Here is a 14,962-nt window from a genome sequence, read left to right as displayed (position 1 = left end):
GCGGGCCCCGACCTCACATCGGGGCCCGCCGGCCCGGACCGGCCGCTTCCGTCTCGTGGTTGCCCTCGTCGTGGCCTTCGTCGTCGCCCTGCGCGTCGATGTGCGGCAGGACGCGGTCGAGCCATCGGGGGGTCCACCAGGCGTGCCGGCCCATCAGGGTCATGACGGCCGGTACCAACAGCAGCCGGACCACCGTCGCGTCGATCAGGACGCTGACGGCCAGCCCGAGCCCCAGCATCTTCACCACGATGTTGTCGCTGAGGATGAACGCCGCGAAGACGCTGACCATGATGAGCGCCGCGCAGGTGATCACCCGGGCGGTGATCTCCAAGGCGTGGGCCACGCTGGCCCGGGCGTCCCGCGTGCGCTGCCACGCCTCGTGGACCCGGGACAGCAGGAAGATCTCGTAGTCCATGCTCAGGCCGAAGACGATCGCGAACATCATCATCGGCACATAGCTCTCGATCGGCACCTTGCCCGAGACGCCGAGCGCCGGGCCGCCCCAGCCCCACTGGAAGACGGCCACCACGACCCCGTACGAGGCCGCGATGGACAGGACGTTCAGGACCGCGGCCTTGACCGCGACCAGCAGGCCGCGGAAGACGATGAGGATGACGAGGAAGGCGAGGCCCACCACCACCGCGATGATGAGGGGGAGCTTGCTCGCGACGATCTCCAGGAAGTCGGCCTGCGCGGCGGTCGTGCCGGTCACGTACGTGCGTGCGTCCGTCCCCGACACCGCCTGCGGCAACACGTGATCGGTCAGGTCGTCCAGGAGATCGGTGGTCCGCTCGTCCTGGGGAGCGGCCACGGAGTAGGCCGTGGAGATGACCAGGGTCAACGGGCCGTTGGAGCCCGGCCCGAACGCGTCGGACATCGTGTCGAAGGCCCGGCGGTCGGTGAAGGACTTCGGGTCCGCCCCGTCGCCGATGTGGCCGAGCTGGATGAAGAAGACCGGGATCGACAGGACCGCGAGCACGAGGGCGCCACCGACGAGGAAGTACCAGGGCCGTCGTTCCACGCGCTGGGCGTAGCGGTGCCAGCCGCCCTGCGCCGCCACCCCGGTGGTGGTGTCCGTCTCGGCGACGGGGGTGCGCACTCGCCACCAGCCAGAGCACGACGACGGCCACGGAGTGCCGGGCGCACCACTGGCCGAGCCCGCGGTGTCCGCCCGGCCGGGGTGATCGGGCGCTCGGCCGCTGTTCGTGCGATCCGGTCGGCACAGGCATGCTCACTCCCGCAGGCGTCGGTCACCCGGATTCAAGCCTGCGGTGGCCCGCCCGGCAGCCGGTGTCCGGCAACGGAGTGAACGCGGTCGGCAGATCGGCGAGGACCGTCCCAAAGAAGCCGCGACGGCCCCGGAGCGTCCGCTCCGGGGCCGTGCGTTGCGCGCCGAGTGCGGCGCCGGTGGTGTCAGGCGCCGCGCGCCGCCATCCGCGCCTTGCGGGCGGCGAGGCGCTCGTCGAACTTCGAGGCCTCCGCGTCGAGGCCGCCCATGAAGAAGCCGAGCTCCTCCTGGGCCTTCAGGCCCTCGGGGCCGAGGCCGTCGATCTCCAGGACCTTCAGGAAGCGCAGCACGGGCTGCAGCACGTCGTCGTGGTGGATGCGCATGTTGTAGACCTCGCCGATGGCCATCTGCGCGGCGGCCCGCTCGAAGCCGGGCATGCCGTGGCCGGGCATCCGGAAGTTGACCACCACGTCCCGCACGGCCTGCATGGTCAGGTCGGGCGCGAGCTCGAAGGCGGCCTTCAGGAGGTTCCGGTAGAAGACCATGTGGAGGTTCTCGTCGGTGGCGATGCGCGCCAGCATGCGGTCGCAGACCGGGTCACCGGACTGGTGGCCGGTGTTGCGGTGCGAGATGCGGGTCGCCAGCTCCTGGAAGGCGACGTACGCGACCGAGTGCAGCATCGAGTGACGGTTGTCCGACTCGAAGCCCTCGCTCATGTGCGCCATCCGGAACTGCTCCAGCTGGTCCGGGTCGACGGCGCGCGAGGCGAGCAGGTAGTCGCGCATCACGATGCCGTGCCGGCCCTCCTCGGCCGTCCAGCGGTGCACCCAGGTGCCCCAGGCGCCGTCGCGGCCGAAGAGGGAGGCGATCTCGTGGTGGTAGCTGGGGAGGTTGTCCTCGGTGAGCAGATTGACCACCAGCGCGATGCGCCCGATGTCGGTGACCGGGGACTGGCCCTTCTCCCACGCCTCGCCGTCCTCGAAGATGCCGGGGAAGTTGCGGGCGTCGGAGAACGGGACGTACTCGTGGGGCATCCAGTCCTTGGCCACCTTGAGGTGGCGATTGAGTTCCTGCTCGACCACTTCCTCCAGCGCGTACAGCAGCCGGGCATCGGTCCAGCTGTCCGCGCTGCCGAGGTGGGGAGAGGTGATCGTCACGGGGGCTCCAGAGGGGGACGGGGAGTATTTCTGCGGCAGCGCGAGCGGTGCACTACCTACGGTCTCGTAGGTTACGTTGCCGTAGGTTAAGCCCGCCGTAAAGGCCCCTCGGACCGCGGGGCGCCCCTCACCAGGGCAAGGAAGGCCTCATTGCAGGTCAGGCGTACAGTCCGCGCAACCGAACTGAGAGGCACGTCACACAGCCCTCCAGCCTCTCGAACTCGCTGATATCGACGGGAACCGGGTCGAACCCGAGGTCGGCGAAGAGCTCCGCGCTCTTCGGCGCACTCGCCGACATCAGCAGATCCGAACCGCCGAGCAGCACCACATGCGCCCCCGCCTCCTCCGGTACGGGCAGGAAGCGCGGGAAGAGCGCCGCGCTGTCGACCAGCGGCTCGTAGCCGATGACCGTACCGTCCGGCAGCGCCGTCACCGCCGACTTCAGATGCAGGACGCTCGCCACCGGGACCGCGACGACCCGCGCCCCGAGCGGCTCGAAGACGGCCCGCAGCTGCCGCACCCCCTCCGCGTTCGTCCGGCCGCCGCGCCCCACGTAGAGCGTGTCGCCCACCTTCAGGACGTCACCGCCGTCGAGCGTGCCGGGCTCCCACACCCAGTTGACCGAGCAGCCGAGTCGGGCCACCGCCTCCTCGACACCCGGGCTCTCGCCCCGCCGGGCCGCGGCACCTGAGCGGCCGATCAGCGCCACGTTGCGGAAGACGACCACGGCGTCCTCCACGAACACCCCGTCCGGGCAGTCGTCGGCGGGCTCCACCTCGAAGGTCTCCCAGCCGTGCCGGTTCAGCGCCGCCACGTACGCCTCCCACTGCCCCACCGCGAGCCGCACGTCGACCGGCGTGCGTTCCAGGTGGGTGACCAGGCCCTCGGCGAGGCGCGGGCTCGGGCGGCGGATCAGGGCCTTCTTGCTGGGCACGGGCGGCTCTCCTCACGCGGGCGGGGCGCCGCCGCCCTCACCGGGCGGCGCCGTGCCGCACATCATGCAGCGCGCACCCGGCCCCGGCCCAGGGTGCCTCGCAGATGCTCGGCCGTGAACGACCCCTCGGCCCGCAGCAATTGCGCGGGCGTCCCCTCGAACACGATCCGGCCGCCGTGCTTGCCGCCGTCGGGGCCGAGGTCGATCACCCAGTCCGCGTGCTTGACGACGTCGAGGTTGTGCTCGACGACGAGCACCGTGTTGCCCGCGTCGACGAGCCGGTCGAGCAGCCCGAGGAGGCCGTCGACGTCCGCCATGTGCAGGCCGGTGGTCGGCTCGTCCAGGACGTACGTGGTGCCCGTGCGGTGCAGCTGGGTGGCGAGCTTGATGCGCTGGCGCTCGCCGCCGGAGAGGGTGCTCAGCGGCTGCCCGAGCGTGAGGTAGGTGAGGCCCACGTCCCGCAGCGCGCACAGCCGGCGGCGCACCGCCGTGTCGTCGAAGCGCGCGAAGAACTCCAGCGCCTGCTCGGCGGTCATCTCCAGGACGTCCACCACGGACCGGCCGTCGACGGTGAGCCGCAGTACCTCGTCCTTGAAGCGCCGCCCCTCGCACGCCTCGCAGGTCGTCGTGACCGGGTCCATGAACGCGAGGTCGCTGGAGATCACTCCCCGGCCCTGACAACTCTCGCACGCCCCATGGGAGTTGAAGCTGAACAGGCTCGCCTTCGCGCCGGTCCCGCGCGCGAAGAGCTTGCGTACCGTGTCCATGATCCCGAGGTACGTCGCCGGGGTGGAGCGGCCCGAGATGCCGATGGACGACTGGTCGACGACGACGGCGTCCGGATGCGCCGCGGTGAACGCCGACACCAGCGTGCTCTTGCCGGACCCCGCGACCCCGGTGACCGCCGTGAGCACCCCGGTCGGCACCCGCACGCTCACGTCGCGCAGGTTGTGCAATGCGGCGCCCTCGACCCAGCGGCCGCCGGCCGCCTCGCGCGGACGCTCCTTGATGCCGCTGGCGCGCCGCAGGTGGCGCCCGGTGAGGGTGTCCGCGTGCCGCAGCTCCCGCGGGGTGCCCTCGAACACGACCAGGCCGCCGCCCGCGCCGGCCGCTGGGCCCATGTCGACGACGTGGTCGGCGACCGCGATCACGTCCGGGTCGTGCTCCACGACCAGGACCGTGTTGCCCTTGTCGCGCAGCCGCAGCAGGAGGTCGTTGAGGCGCCCCACGTCCCGCGGGTGCAGGCCGACGCTCGGCTCGTCGAAGATGTACGTCATGCCGGTGAGGCTGGAGCCGAGGTGGCGCACCATCTTCAGGCGCTGCCCCTCGCCGCCGGAGAGCGTGGACGTCTCGCGGTCCAGGCTGAGGTAGCCGAGGCCGATCGCCTCGATCCGCTCCAGCGCCGTGACGGCCGCCCGGGCGATCGGGGCCGCCACCGCGCCCTCGACGCGGCCGAGCTCCCGGATGAGGTCGGTGACCTCCATGCGGGTGCAGTCCGCGATGCCCAGACCGTTGACGCGGGTGGCGAGCGCGGCGGGGTTGAGGCGGGCGCCGTCGCAGGCCGGGCAGGTGTCCTCGCTGAGGAAGCCCTGCACCAGGTCACGGGTCCGCTGGGAGAGGGTGGAGAGGTCGCGGTTGAGGTAGAGGCGCTCGAAGCGGTCGGCGAGCCCCTCGTAGTCGATGTCCCGTGCGCCGCCGGTGTTGTTGACGTTGACCTTCCGTCGCCGGCCGCTTCCGCGCAGCAGGAACTGCCGTTCGGCGTCGGTGAATTCGCCGACCGGTTTGTGCGGGTCGAGGTCGGGCGTGTTCGTGTACGTCTGGCCCTGCCAGGTCCCCGCGGCGAACGGCGGGAAGAGGATGGCGCCGTCCGCAAGAGACCTGGCGGGGTCGAGGATGCGGTCGTAGTCGGGCCGCACCGCGCGGCCGAGGCCGTCACAGGCGGGACACATGCCCGCCGGGTCGTTGAACGAGTACGCCGTGGCCGGACCCGCGCTCGGCGTGCCGTGCCGGGAGAACAGCACCCGGATCACCGCGTAGATGTCCGTCATCGTGCCCACCGTGGACCGGGAGTGGCCGCCGACCGGCTTCTGGTCGACGACGATCGCGGGGGAGAGCTCCTCGATGGCGTCCGCGTGCGGCCGCTCGTACTTGGGCAGCCGGTTGCGGACGAACCAGGTGAACGTCTCGTTCAGCTGGCGCTGCGACTCCACCGCGATCGTGTCGAAGACGACCGACGACTTCCCGGACCCGGAGACCCCCGTGAACACCGTGAGCCGGTTCTTCGGAATGCGCAGGCTCACGGCGCGGAGGTTGTTCTCGCGGGCTCCGTCGATGGTGATGTACTGGTGTGTCTCCTGGTCCATGCCTTCGAAGCTAGGCGGGATACCCGACAGCCTCTGTCTTCTTTTCCTGGGTGATCTCCTTCAGCTCGCCGTCCAGGAGCAACCACCGCGTGATGCCGATGGACTCCAGGAACGGCAGGTCGTGACTGGCCACCATCAGTGCGCCTTCGTACGACTCCAGGGCCGTCGAGAGCTGCTTCACGCTCGCCATGTCGAGGTTGTTGGTCGGCTCGTCGAGCATCAGGAGCTGCGGTGCGGGCTCCGCGAGCAGCAGCGCCGCGAGCGCGGCACGGAACCGCTCGCCGCCCGAGAGCGTGGCCGCCCGCTGGTCGGCCTTGGCGCCCTTGAACAGGAAGCGGGCCAGCCGCGCCCGGACGCGGTTGTTGGTCGCGTCGGGAGCGTACTCCGCCACGTTCTCGGCGACAGTCAGCTCGCCGTCGAGCACGTCCAGGCGCTGCGGCAGGAAGCGCATCGGCACATGGGTCAGTGCCTCGCCGGAGACCGGCGCGAGGTCGCCCGCGATCGTGCGCAGCAGCGTGGTCTTGCCCGCGCCGTTGCGTCCGATCAGCGCGATCCGCTCGGGGCCGCGCAGTTCGAACTCGCCCTTGACACGGGCGCCGTAGCACAGTTCGAGGTTGCTCAGGGTGAGCACGGTGCGGCCCGGGTGGACCAGGGTGTGCGGCAGGTCGACGCGGATCTCGTCGTCGTCCCGCACCGCCTCGGCGGCGTCGTCAAGGCGCTCCTTCGCGTCGGCGAGTCGCTCCTCGTGCAGGATGCGGTGCTTGCCCGCCGACTCCTGGGCGGCGCGCTTGCGTGCTCCGATCAGGATCTTCGGCTGGCTCCTGCTGTCCTGGATCTTCTGGCCGTACCGCTTGCGGCGGGCCAGTTTGACCTGGGCGTCGGCCAGATCGCGCTTCTGCTTCTTGAGGTCGGACTCGGCGACGCGCACCATGCGCTCCGCCGCCTCCTGTTCCACGGCGAGGGCCTCCTCGTACGCGCTGAAGTTGCCCCCGTACCAACTCACCTCCCCGTCACGGAGATCGGCGATCTGGTCGACCAGGTCGAGGAGTTCACGGTCGTGGCTGACCACGACCAGGACGCCCGCCCATGCCTCGACGGCCGCGTACAGCCGCCGACGGGCGTACAGATCAAGGTTGTTGGTCGGTTCGTCGAGGAGCAGTACGTCGGGACGGCGCAGCAGCAGGGCGGCCAGGCGCAGCAGCACCGACTCGCCGCCCGACACCTCGCCCGTGGTGCGGTCGAGGCCGATGTGGCCGAGCCCGAGCTCGTCGAGGATGGCGACGGCGCGCTCCTCGACGTCCCAGTCGTCGCCGACCGTGGTGAAGTGCTCCTCACGCACGTCACCCGCCTCGATGGCGTGCAGCGCGGCACGGGTCGCGGCGATGCCGAGCACCTCGTCGACGCGCAGGCCGGTGTCGAGGGTGACGTTCTGCGGCAGACAGCCGACCTCGCCGACGACCCGCACGGTGCCCTCGGCGGGGGTCAGCTCCCCGGCGATCAGCTTCAACAGGGTTGACTTTCCTGAGCCGTTGACGCCGATGAGCCCGGTCTTGCCGGGACCGAACGCCACCTGCAGGCCGTCGAGGACGGTGGTGCCGTCGGCCCAGGCGAAGGAGAGCGACGTACAGGTGATGGAAGTGGGGGAAGATGACATACGGGGCCTCGCGGTCGCGTGGTGGGAAGCGTGGTCAGGGGCAACGCGTTCGAGACACCGCGGCGGGAAGAAGGCCGGAGAAACGGGAAGAGGGGCCTGCGCCGGGGGACGGGACGGCTCGAATGCCGAGGTCGCACGCGACGTACACGACAGCGCGAAGCTGCGTGACGCGGTGTCTCATGACCTCAGACGAGCAACGTCCTACTCCTGTTCGACGGCTACAGAACCGATCGAAACGGTAGGAGGCGCCCGGGAGCGTGTCAACGTTTTATCGTGAGGGGCGATCGTGAGGGCCCCGCCCGTCGTGCCCCGCCCGGCGCGCGGACCCCGCCGCAGCACGAGGAGGCGCCGTGAACTTCGCAACGCTGTCCCTGCCCGCCAGGCTGTTCCTGCTCTCCTGGCACCCGGAGAAGCGCAAGTTCTCCGGCGGCCCCGATCTCCACCTCACGGTCCGCGCCGGCGCCCTTGCCGAGCTCGCCGGGCGCGGCCTGCTCGTCGAGGCCGACCGCGTCGTCACCCCGGCCACCGTCGGCGAGCGCACCGGCGACCCGGTCCTCGACGCCCTCCTCGAACTCGTCGAACAGTCGCGCCCGCGCACCTGGCGCGGATGGATCACCCACCGCTCCCGCGCCACCCTGAACGCGGTGCGTGCCGACCTCGCCGCCCACGGTTATCTGCGCGAGGGCCGCCGACGCGTCCTCGGCCTCTTTCCCGCCCGCCACTGGGAGCTGGAGCGGGTGGGATACGCCGAGGCGCTGCACGCGGAGGCGCTCGCCGCGCTGCGCGGCCCGCGGCCGGTCGAGGAGATCGACCAGGGGGAGGCGGTGCTCGTCGTCTGCGCGGCCACCGGAAAGCTGCGGTCCGTCGTCACCGGCAAGGACCGCAGGCGGTACAAGGACCGGCTTGCGGAGCTGACCGACCGCGCCGGCGGCGCCACCCCGGAGCTGCGCGCGCTCATGCGGGACCTCCGCAGGGCGCTGGCCTCGGCCGTCGCGTCGGCCGAGGCGGCGCGCTCGTCCGGCGGTGGGGGCGGGGGCGGCTGACCGGACCCGCTCGCTCCCCCCTCCCGCCACGGCTCAGGCCCGCGTCAGCACGCGTCCCGCATCAGCTCCGCGAGGTCGTGGTCCAGGTCGACGTGGCGGTGTTCCTGGCCCATCGGCACCAGCGCCGTCGTGCGCTGCAGGAACCCCCGCAGCTCCCCGGTGCGGATGTGGACGATCGCGGTGCCCTCGGGGGCGTGGAACTCCACGACCGTGCGGTCGAAGCCGTACGGGCGCACGCGCACGTCGCCGTCGCCCACCGCCCGCTCCACGCCCTGCGTGAGCAGCTCACGGGCGAAGGTCCAGTAGACCTCGACGCCCTCGAGGGTCGCGGGCGCGGGGAAGCTCATCCGTACGGCGAAGGGGTCCTGCCGGTCGTAGTGCAGGGTGGCGGGGATGGTCGGCATCCGCGGTGCGGCGGCGACCAGGCGGGCCTCTACGGCTTGCTCGATGACGGTGGACAACGCCTGCTCCCTCACTGACTGCTGGACGACTCGGGTCGGCACTTGACTAGACGACGGAAAGACGGGATCCGTGCACACGGAGGGCGGGTCGGACGGAGTGACCTCTGTCACCGCGACACCCTGGCGCGGCCCGCGGTTCCCGGCGCCCGTCGCACGGGGGACCCCATCAGGCCATCTGGACGAGGCCCCGCGCGTCGGCTAGCTTCGCCCGCCATGAGGGGCATGGGGAAGACGAAGCCGACGAGGCGGACGATGTTCACGGGACTGTGCGCGGCGGCGCTCGCGGGGGCCGTCCTCGCGGCGCCCGGCAGCGCGCGGGCGGCGGGTCCTGCGGGGCCGGATCACCGTCCGGACCACGGTCCGCGCTGGCAGCTCAAGGACAGCGGCACCGACGCCCGCTTCCGCGGGCTCGCCGCCGTGAGCCGGGACACCGCCTGGGTGGCCGGGACCAAGGGCATGGTGCTGCGCACGTCCGACGGCGGCAGGACATGGCGCGAAGTCTCCCCGCCCGCCGCCGCCGATCTGGAGTTCCGCGACATCGAGGCCTTCGACGGCCGCCGCGCGGTGGTCCTGGCCATCGGCGAGGGCGAGGCCTCCCGGGTGCTGCGCACCGAGGACGGCGGGGCGACCTGGACGGAGTCCTTCCGCAACACCGACGCCAAGGCGTTCTACGACTGCATGACCTTCTTCGACCGCCGCCACGGCCTGGCCATGAGCGACCCGGTGGACGGCAAGTACCGCATCCTCTCCACCGCCGACGGCGGCCGTTCCTGGAAAGTGCTGCCGAACACCGGCATGCCCGCGGCGCAGGAGGGCGAGGCGGGGTTCGCGGCGAGCGGCCAGTGCCTGGTGAGCTCGGGGCCGCGCGACGTGTGGCTCGCCACCGGGGGAGCGGCACGCGCGCGTGTCCTGCACTCCGCCGACCGCGGCCTGACCTGGACGGCGACCGACGCGCCGATCCCGGCGGGCGATCCGGCCCGCGGCGTCTTCGGCCTCGCCTTCCGCGACCGTACGCACGGCATCGCGGTCGGCGGCGACTACCGCGCCGACCAGCCGTCGCCGAAGGCCGCCGCGGTCACCCGGGACGGCGGCCGGAGCTGGGACCCGGCCGGCCGGCCGCCGCCCGCCTACCGCTCGGGCGTGGCCTGGTTCCCGTACAGCCGCTCCACGGCCCTCGCGGTCGGTCCGACGGGCACCGACCTGACGACGGACGGCGGCCGGAGCTGGCGCACCGTCGACCCCGGTTCGTACGACACCGTGGACTGCGCCCGGGACCGGGGCTGCTGGGCCGCCGGGGAGAAGGGACGGATCGCCCGCCTGGAGCGACGCTAGGCGGGCAGCTCCTCGCGGTACGTGGCGAGCGCCGGGGCCGTCTTCGTCGCGTAGAACTCGGTGACGCGGTACTCGCAGACCCCGGCCAGCACGAACGGGTCCTTCGCGATCAGCTCCTCGATCACGCCGCGGTCCTCCGCGACGGCGAGGATCACACCGCCGTCGCGCGGGTTCTTGCGGCCCGACGCGATGAAGACACCGCTCTCGTAGTGCTCTTCGAGCCAGACGATGTGGACCGGCAGCTGTTCGTCGACGGCGGCGAGCGGGGCGATGTAGGTCAATTCGAGAATGAACATGATCGCGAGGCTACCGGGGCTCCGCGGCCGCCGTCCGTGGCCCCCGGGGAAGGTGACGCGGCCCACGAAGGCGCCGTCCGTCCGCTTCGTGGCTCGGCGTGTCTAGCGCGCCAGCTCCGCCCGTATGGTCTTGCCGGTCGGGTCGAACGTGACGCCGACGGCTCTGGCCAGGTGCTGGACCATCGGCCAGCCGAAGCCGCCGGTGCCGCCCCGCAGATCGGGGGCGCGCTCCTGCGGCGGACGCGGATCCGCGTCGGACACCGCGATGGTGATGACGTCGTGCTGCGCGTGCAGGCGCAGTGAGCACAGGGCGCCGCGGGCATGGCGGACCACGTTGGTGATGAGCTCGGAGACCACGAGTTCGATGCTCGCGGCGTTCTGCCCGTCCACGGCGGGGCTCAGCCCCTCGACGAAGCCCCGGGTGAGCTCCCGGGCGTCGGCGACCGCCGCGGGATTCTTGTCGAAGGTGGCCGTTGCCGGCGGTCCGGTGTTGAGCGGTATGTGCGGTGTCCGCATGCGCCTCCTCCTTCAGCGGCTTCGGCTGCACCGAATCGGTGGCCGTACGAGAAGAACTCCTGCCCGAAAAGTGGCGCATTCAACGCCCCGGTACGCACGAGAAATACCCGGGGCATCGCGCCGCCGGGTCAGGAGGGGGACCGCCCCCGCCAGTCGAGGCAGACGATCATCGCGTCGTCGTCGGCGTCGATCGGCCCGCGGTACCCGGACAGTTCCTTGAGAACCGCGCGGGGGACCTGCGACGCGGGCAGCAGCCGGGTGCTGGTCATCGCCCTGCTGAGGGCGCGCTCGCTGTAGCGCTCGCCCGTCGGTGATGCCGTGTTGTAGACCCCGTCACTGACGAAGAGGAGCCGGTCGCCCGGCCGGACGTGGAAGCGCTCGACGGTGTACGGGGTGTCCTCCGCCATGCCGAGCGGCAGTTGTGCGTCCAGTTCGACGGGTTCGGGCCGCCCGTCGCGCAACCGCCACATCTTCGGCGAGCCCGCGTCGATGATGTCCGTTTCGCCGGTAATGAGGTTAAAACGCAGCAGTAGGACCGAGAGATGGACCGCGCCCTGGTGGTGTCCGTAGATGGCCTGGTCCGCCAGGCAGGCCTGGTCGGTCAGGGACAGCCCGGCGCGCCGCGCGTTGCGCGTCGCGTTCACGGCCAGGTTGGTGAGCAGGGCGGCCTGGATGCCCGTCCCCATGCCGTTGGTCACGGTGAGGGTGAGATGGTCGGCCGAGGTCGACCAGTCGAAGTTGTCGCCGTAGATGGCGTACGCCGGTTCGAGCTGGGCGCCGATGTCGTACTCGGGGCGGGAGCAGGAGCGGCCCGGCAGCAGGTGCCACTGCATCTCGGCGGCGAGGGTGAGCCGGTCGGCCCGCCGGGCCTGGAGGTAGAGGTCGGTGTCGCGCTCCGCCACGACGATCTCGTGGCCCAGCACCTCGGCCACGTCGGCGAGTTCGCGTACGGTCCCGGGGTCCCCGGCGGAGGCGGGCAGGCGCACGGTGAGGATGCCGATGCGGTCGCCGCGGACCGTGACGGGCAGGTGGATGGTGACGGGGTCTTCCGGACCCTCTGCCTCGACGTGCGGTTCCTGGGATCCGAACGCGCGGCCTGGCCCGCTGGTGTGGACTGGTACGGGGGCGGCGGTCCGGGGGAGGGCGTCGACCGGTTGCAGTATGGTCAACGCGTAGTCGGCCATCAGCAGATCGACGGAGCCGGCTCCGTAGTGAACAGCGAGCGCCTCCCTGACCGCTTCCAGGAGAGCGTGCGGTGCGGATCTGCGCAGAGCGCGTTCCACGGCCGTAAATCTGTCCACTTGTCTGGTACCACCTGTTCCGGTTCGTGACCGTGATGTGAGCTTGGATGTGATCTTGTGAAGGAGCCGTGGCCCACCATGCCTCAGCGACTGACAGGGCCACTGCGAAGTGTCACAGTTGAGGGCATGGATGCCGAAACTTCCGTCGCGGGCGGCCAGGATGCCGCCACGCATGCCGCCCGGGAAGTCATCGAGCTGCTCGAGGTCCTGTGGAGCAGGGGGCGGGACATCACCCCCACCGCGCCGGTCTCGTCGTCACAACTGCGCGTGCTGTACGCCCTGGACGGTGCCGAGGGGATCAATCTCCGCACCCTCGGCGAATATCTGGGGTCGGCGCCGTCTTCGGTGAGTCGTATGTGTGACCGCCTTCACGCCCTGGGTTTCATCGAGCGGTCCCTCAGTTCAGCCAGTCGCCGCGAGCTCGAACTGCGCTTGTCGAGCCGGGGAGAAAATTACCTCAACGAACTGCGCGCCCGCCGGGAAAGCGCACTGCTCGAAGCCATCTCGGCGATGCGCCCCTCGGAACGGTCCGCCCTGGTGAAGGGGTTGAGCGGCTTCCACCGGTCGGTGGAGTGCACCGCGCCGCGTCCGCGGCCCGGGGACGGCCGCCCGGTGGAGTCTGCCTGACCTCCGTTCGGGGCACCCACCTGATCGCGTGGGTTTACTTGCGGTGTATCCAGGTACTTGCACACGGTCGTGACGGACCGAGAGCTGTGAGGCTGGGGTGAAGGATGGGCCGTGACCTGGTGAGAGACCGGATCACGCCCATGGGAAGTGCTGGTCGTCCAGGCAGTTGACGCGATGTGACCGCGGGTGCAGAGTGATCGGCTCCCTCGGATAACATTTGCCGTGCGACAACAATTGCTAAGGTGGGTCGAATGAACACCAGTGAACCCGAGGCCCGGTTGCGTGTCATTGCCGCCCTGCGTGAGCAGGGCGAGAAGGTGGCCGATCGCTGGGTACAGCTTCAGTCGGAACAGGCGGTCCTGGAGACCGGCATCAGCGAGGCCGAGCTGCACGAGGAAGCCGACTCCCTGGTCGAGGCGCTGCTCGCCGGCCTGGAGTCCGACCATCCGGTGCAGCATGTCGTGGTCAAGCACCAGGGTCTGCGCCAGGCCGTGACGGATCTCTCGCTGCGCCGCGCCAGAGGAGGCGCGAGCCCCACGGCCACGTACATGGCCGTCCTGGCGCTCAAGGAAGCGCTGTTGGAGGCCGTGCAGCAGGACACGCGTGACGTCACCGCGCTCTACCAGGCCGCCCTCTTCGTGAACCGCCTTCTCGACACCGCGGGCGCCACGTCCTTCGAGATGTTCGTCGACGGCCGTGAGGAGATCATCCGCCGGCAGAGCCGCCAGCTCCTGGAGGTGTCCACCCCGGTGGTGCGCATCTGGGACCGCGTGCTCGCCGTGCCGCTGATCGGCACCCTGGACACCACCCGCACCCAGGTCGTGATGGAGAACCTCCTGGAGGCCATCGAGCGCGACGAGGCGCAGGTCGCCATCATCGACATCACCGGTGTGCCCACGGTGGACACCGCGGTGGCCCACCACCTGATGCAGACGGTCAACGCCGTACGGCTGATGGGCGCCGACTGTGTGATCAGCGGCATCCGTCCGCCCATCGCCCAGATCATCGCGCAGCTCGGCATCGACCTGTCCGCCATCCTCACGCGCGCGACGCTGGCCGACGCCCTCGCCGCCGCCATCCCGCTCCTCACGCACCATCCGGAGCAGCGGGCCTCTCTCACGGATGCGCGGTGAGCGGCGACTTGAGCGGCGTACCGATCCTGCGGCTCGGTGACGTACTCGTCACCGGTCTGCTCAACGAACTGGACGACAAGGCGGCCATCGCCTTCACCGAGGAACTGACCCAGCGCATCGTCGCCGACCGGGCCAGCGCGATCCTGATCGACATCTCACGGCTCGAGATCATCGACTCGTTCGTGGCCCGGACCCTGATGGAACTGACGACCACGGCACGGCTGTTGGGAGCACGGGTCATAGTGGCCGGCATGCGGCCCGCGGTCGCGATCACGCTGGTGGAACTGGGGCTGCAGCTCTCCGGTGTGGAGACCACGCTCAATGCGGAGCAGGGGATGATCGCGCTGGGCTGGCAGCCCGCGTCACGATCTCCCAAGGGGAGTCCTGTTGTCCCTCTACGGTGACTTGGAAAACCTCGAAGGAACGTCCACGGTTCCCGCTCCCGCCCGCGCCGGCCGACTGTCGGCGCACCGGCAGGGGAGCGCGCCGGACGGTCCCGCCGAGGGCGAGAACGCCCGTACCGAGCACACCATCCGGGCCGAGGAGGACCTGCTCGCGGTGCGGCACGCGGTACGGGAAGCGACCCTGCGGGCCGGCTTCGGCCTGGTCGACCAGACACGTATCGTCACGGCCGCCAGTGAACTGGCCCGCAACGCCTATGTGCACGGCGGTGGCGGCACCGTGACCCTGGAGATCGTCGGGCAGGGCGAACGCCGCGGACTGCGGCTGTCCGTGAGCGACCAGGGGCCGGGCATCGCCGACCTCGACCAGGCGTTCATCGACGGCTACACCACCGGTGCCGGGCTCGGCCACGGGCTGGGCGGCGCGCGGCGCCTGATGGACGAGTTCACGGTGCAGACCGCCCCCGGCCGGGGCACGACGGTCACGGCGGTGCGCTGGAACGGACGCCCGTGAAC

14 protein-coding genes and 1 pseudogene are annotated in these 14,962 nt (G+C 71.0%); 6 read left to right on the top strand and 9 right to left on the bottom strand.

Features of this window, described 5'->3' with window-relative positions; translation table 11 throughout:
• Positions 1-13: 13 nt before the first annotated feature.
• The 5 genes and pseudogenes from ACZ6CV_RS15350 to ACZ6CV_RS15330 form a co-directional block, all read right to left on the bottom strand.
• A pseudogene (locus tag ACZ6CV_RS15350) lies at positions 14-1,105 on the bottom strand (MMPL family transporter); the annotation flags it as partial.
• 308 nt (positions 1,106-1,413) lie between these two features.
• Positions 1,414-2,385 carry an acyl-ACP desaturase gene (locus ACZ6CV_RS15345; RefSeq protein WP_362360922.1) on the bottom strand — a complete coding sequence of 324 codons (972 nt, stop codon included), beginning with the start codon at positions 2,383-2,385 and terminating at the stop codon, positions 1,414-1,416.
• A gap of 157 nt (positions 2,386-2,542) precedes the next feature.
• Positions 2,543-3,319, bottom strand: coding sequence for a dimethylargininase (gene ddaH / locus ACZ6CV_RS15340; RefSeq protein WP_469251253.1), 777 nt, complete (start codon positions 3,317-3,319; stop codon positions 2,543-2,545).
• A gap of 62 nt (positions 3,320-3,381) precedes the next feature.
• Positions 3,382-5,682 (bottom strand): ATP-binding cassette domain-containing protein, encoded by a 2,301-nt coding sequence (locus tag ACZ6CV_RS15335; RefSeq protein WP_469251252.1) that lies wholly within the window; start codon positions 5,680-5,682, stop codon positions 3,382-3,384.
• Positions 5,683-5,692: 10 nt separating this feature from the next.
• Positions 5,693-7,336, bottom strand: a complete 1,644-nt coding sequence (locus tag ACZ6CV_RS15330; protein ID WP_469251251.1) for an ABC-F family ATP-binding cassette domain-containing protein — start codon at positions 7,334-7,336, stop codon at positions 5,693-5,695.
• Between the two features lie 350 nt (positions 7,337-7,686).
• Between ACZ6CV_RS15330 and ACZ6CV_RS15325 the strand changes: the two genes are divergently transcribed.
• Positions 7,687-8,379, top strand: a complete 693-nt coding sequence (locus ACZ6CV_RS15325) for a GOLPH3/VPS74 family protein (protein WP_469251250.1) — start codon at positions 7,687-7,689, stop codon at positions 8,377-8,379.
• 44 nt (positions 8,380-8,423) lie between these two features.
• On the opposite strand, the gene ssgD is transcribed toward ACZ6CV_RS15325, so the two are convergent.
• Positions 8,424-8,840 (bottom strand): spore wall synthesis regulator SsgD, encoded by a 417-nt coding sequence (ssgD, locus tag ACZ6CV_RS15320; protein ID WP_469251249.1) that lies wholly within the window; start codon positions 8,838-8,840, stop codon positions 8,424-8,426.
• A gap of 222 nt (positions 8,841-9,062) precedes the next feature.
• On the opposite strand from ssgD, the gene ACZ6CV_RS15315 reads away from it, so the two are divergent.
• Entirely contained in the window at positions 9,063-10,172 is a 1,110-nt protein-coding gene (locus ACZ6CV_RS15315) for a WD40/YVTN/BNR-like repeat-containing protein (protein WP_469251248.1), read from the top strand.
• Here ACZ6CV_RS15315 and ACZ6CV_RS15310 read toward each other — a convergent pair.
• The 3 genes from ACZ6CV_RS15310 to ACZ6CV_RS15300 form a co-directional block, all read right to left on the bottom strand.
• Complete coding sequence (locus tag ACZ6CV_RS15310; protein ID WP_469251247.1) at positions 10,169-10,468, bottom strand: YciI family protein; 300 nt, start codon at positions 10,466-10,468, stop codon at positions 10,169-10,171. The two genes, ACZ6CV_RS15315 and ACZ6CV_RS15310, sit on opposite strands and share 4 nt — an antisense overlap.
• 102 nt (positions 10,469-10,570) lie before the next feature.
• Positions 10,571-10,984 (bottom strand): ATP-binding protein, encoded by a 414-nt coding sequence (locus ACZ6CV_RS15305; RefSeq protein WP_469251246.1) that lies wholly within the window; start codon positions 10,982-10,984, stop codon positions 10,571-10,573.
• A 128-nt stretch (positions 10,985-11,112) separates the two neighbouring features.
• Positions 11,113-12,285 (bottom strand): PP2C family protein-serine/threonine phosphatase, encoded by a 1,173-nt coding sequence (locus ACZ6CV_RS15300; RefSeq protein ID WP_469251245.1) that lies wholly within the window; start codon positions 12,283-12,285, stop codon positions 11,113-11,115.
• Positions 12,286-12,411: 126 nt separating this feature from the next.
• Between ACZ6CV_RS15300 and ACZ6CV_RS15295 the strand changes: the two genes are divergently transcribed.
• From ACZ6CV_RS15295 to ACZ6CV_RS15280, 4 genes are all read left to right on the top strand, one after another.
• Positions 12,412-12,912 carry a MarR family winged helix-turn-helix transcriptional regulator gene (locus tag ACZ6CV_RS15295; protein ID WP_469251244.1) on the top strand — a complete coding sequence of 167 codons (501 nt, stop codon included), beginning with the start codon at positions 12,412-12,414 and terminating at the stop codon, positions 12,910-12,912.
• A 251-nt stretch (positions 12,913-13,163) separates the two neighbouring features.
• Complete coding sequence (locus ACZ6CV_RS15290) at positions 13,164-14,045, top strand: STAS domain-containing protein (RefSeq protein WP_469251242.1); 882 nt, start codon at positions 13,164-13,166, stop codon at positions 14,043-14,045.
• A complete protein-coding gene (locus ACZ6CV_RS15285; RefSeq protein ID WP_469251241.1) occupies positions 14,042-14,449 on the top strand; it encodes an STAS domain-containing protein in 408 nt (135 codons plus the stop codon). Before ACZ6CV_RS15290 ends, ACZ6CV_RS15285 begins: the two co-directional genes overlap by 4 nt.
• Before the next feature lie 55 nt (positions 14,450-14,504).
• On the top strand, positions 14,505-14,960 hold the full coding sequence (locus tag ACZ6CV_RS15280; RefSeq protein WP_469251480.1) for an anti-sigma regulatory factor: 456 nt from the start codon (positions 14,505-14,507) through the stop codon (positions 14,958-14,960).
• The last annotated feature ends 2 nt before the right edge of the window (positions 14,961-14,962 follow it).

This window comes from Streptomyces sp. NPDC041713 (genome assembly GCF_055591085.1).
This window is presented reverse-complemented; position numbering and strand designations above follow the sequence as displayed.

Bases quoted from the DNA above. Each gene is read 5' to 3' on its own strand.
- ACZ6CV_RS15335 (WP_469251252.1), bottom strand. From the start codon at position 5,682: ATGGACCAGGAGACACACCAGTACATCACCATCGACGGAGCCCGCGAG.
- ACZ6CV_RS15330 (WP_469251251.1), bottom strand. From the start codon at position 7,336: ATGTCATCTTCCCCCACTTCCATCACCTGTACGTCGCTCTCCTTCGCC.
- ACZ6CV_RS15315 (WP_469251248.1), top strand. From the start codon at position 9,063: ATGGGGAAGACGAAGCCGACGAGGCGGACGATGTTCACGGGACTGTGC.
- ACZ6CV_RS15310 (WP_469251247.1), bottom strand. From the start codon at position 10,468: ATGTTCATTCTCGAATTGACCTACATCGCCCCGCTCGCCGCCGTCGAC.
- ACZ6CV_RS15305 (WP_469251246.1), bottom strand. From the start codon at position 10,984: ATGCGGACACCGCACATACCGCTCAACACCGGACCGCCGGCAACGGCC.
- ACZ6CV_RS15295 (WP_469251244.1), top strand. From the start codon at position 12,412: ATGGATGCCGAAACTTCCGTCGCGGGCGGCCAGGATGCCGCCACGCAT.
- ACZ6CV_RS15290 (WP_469251242.1), top strand. From the start codon at position 13,164: ATGAACACCAGTGAACCCGAGGCCCGGTTGCGTGTCATTGCCGCCCTG.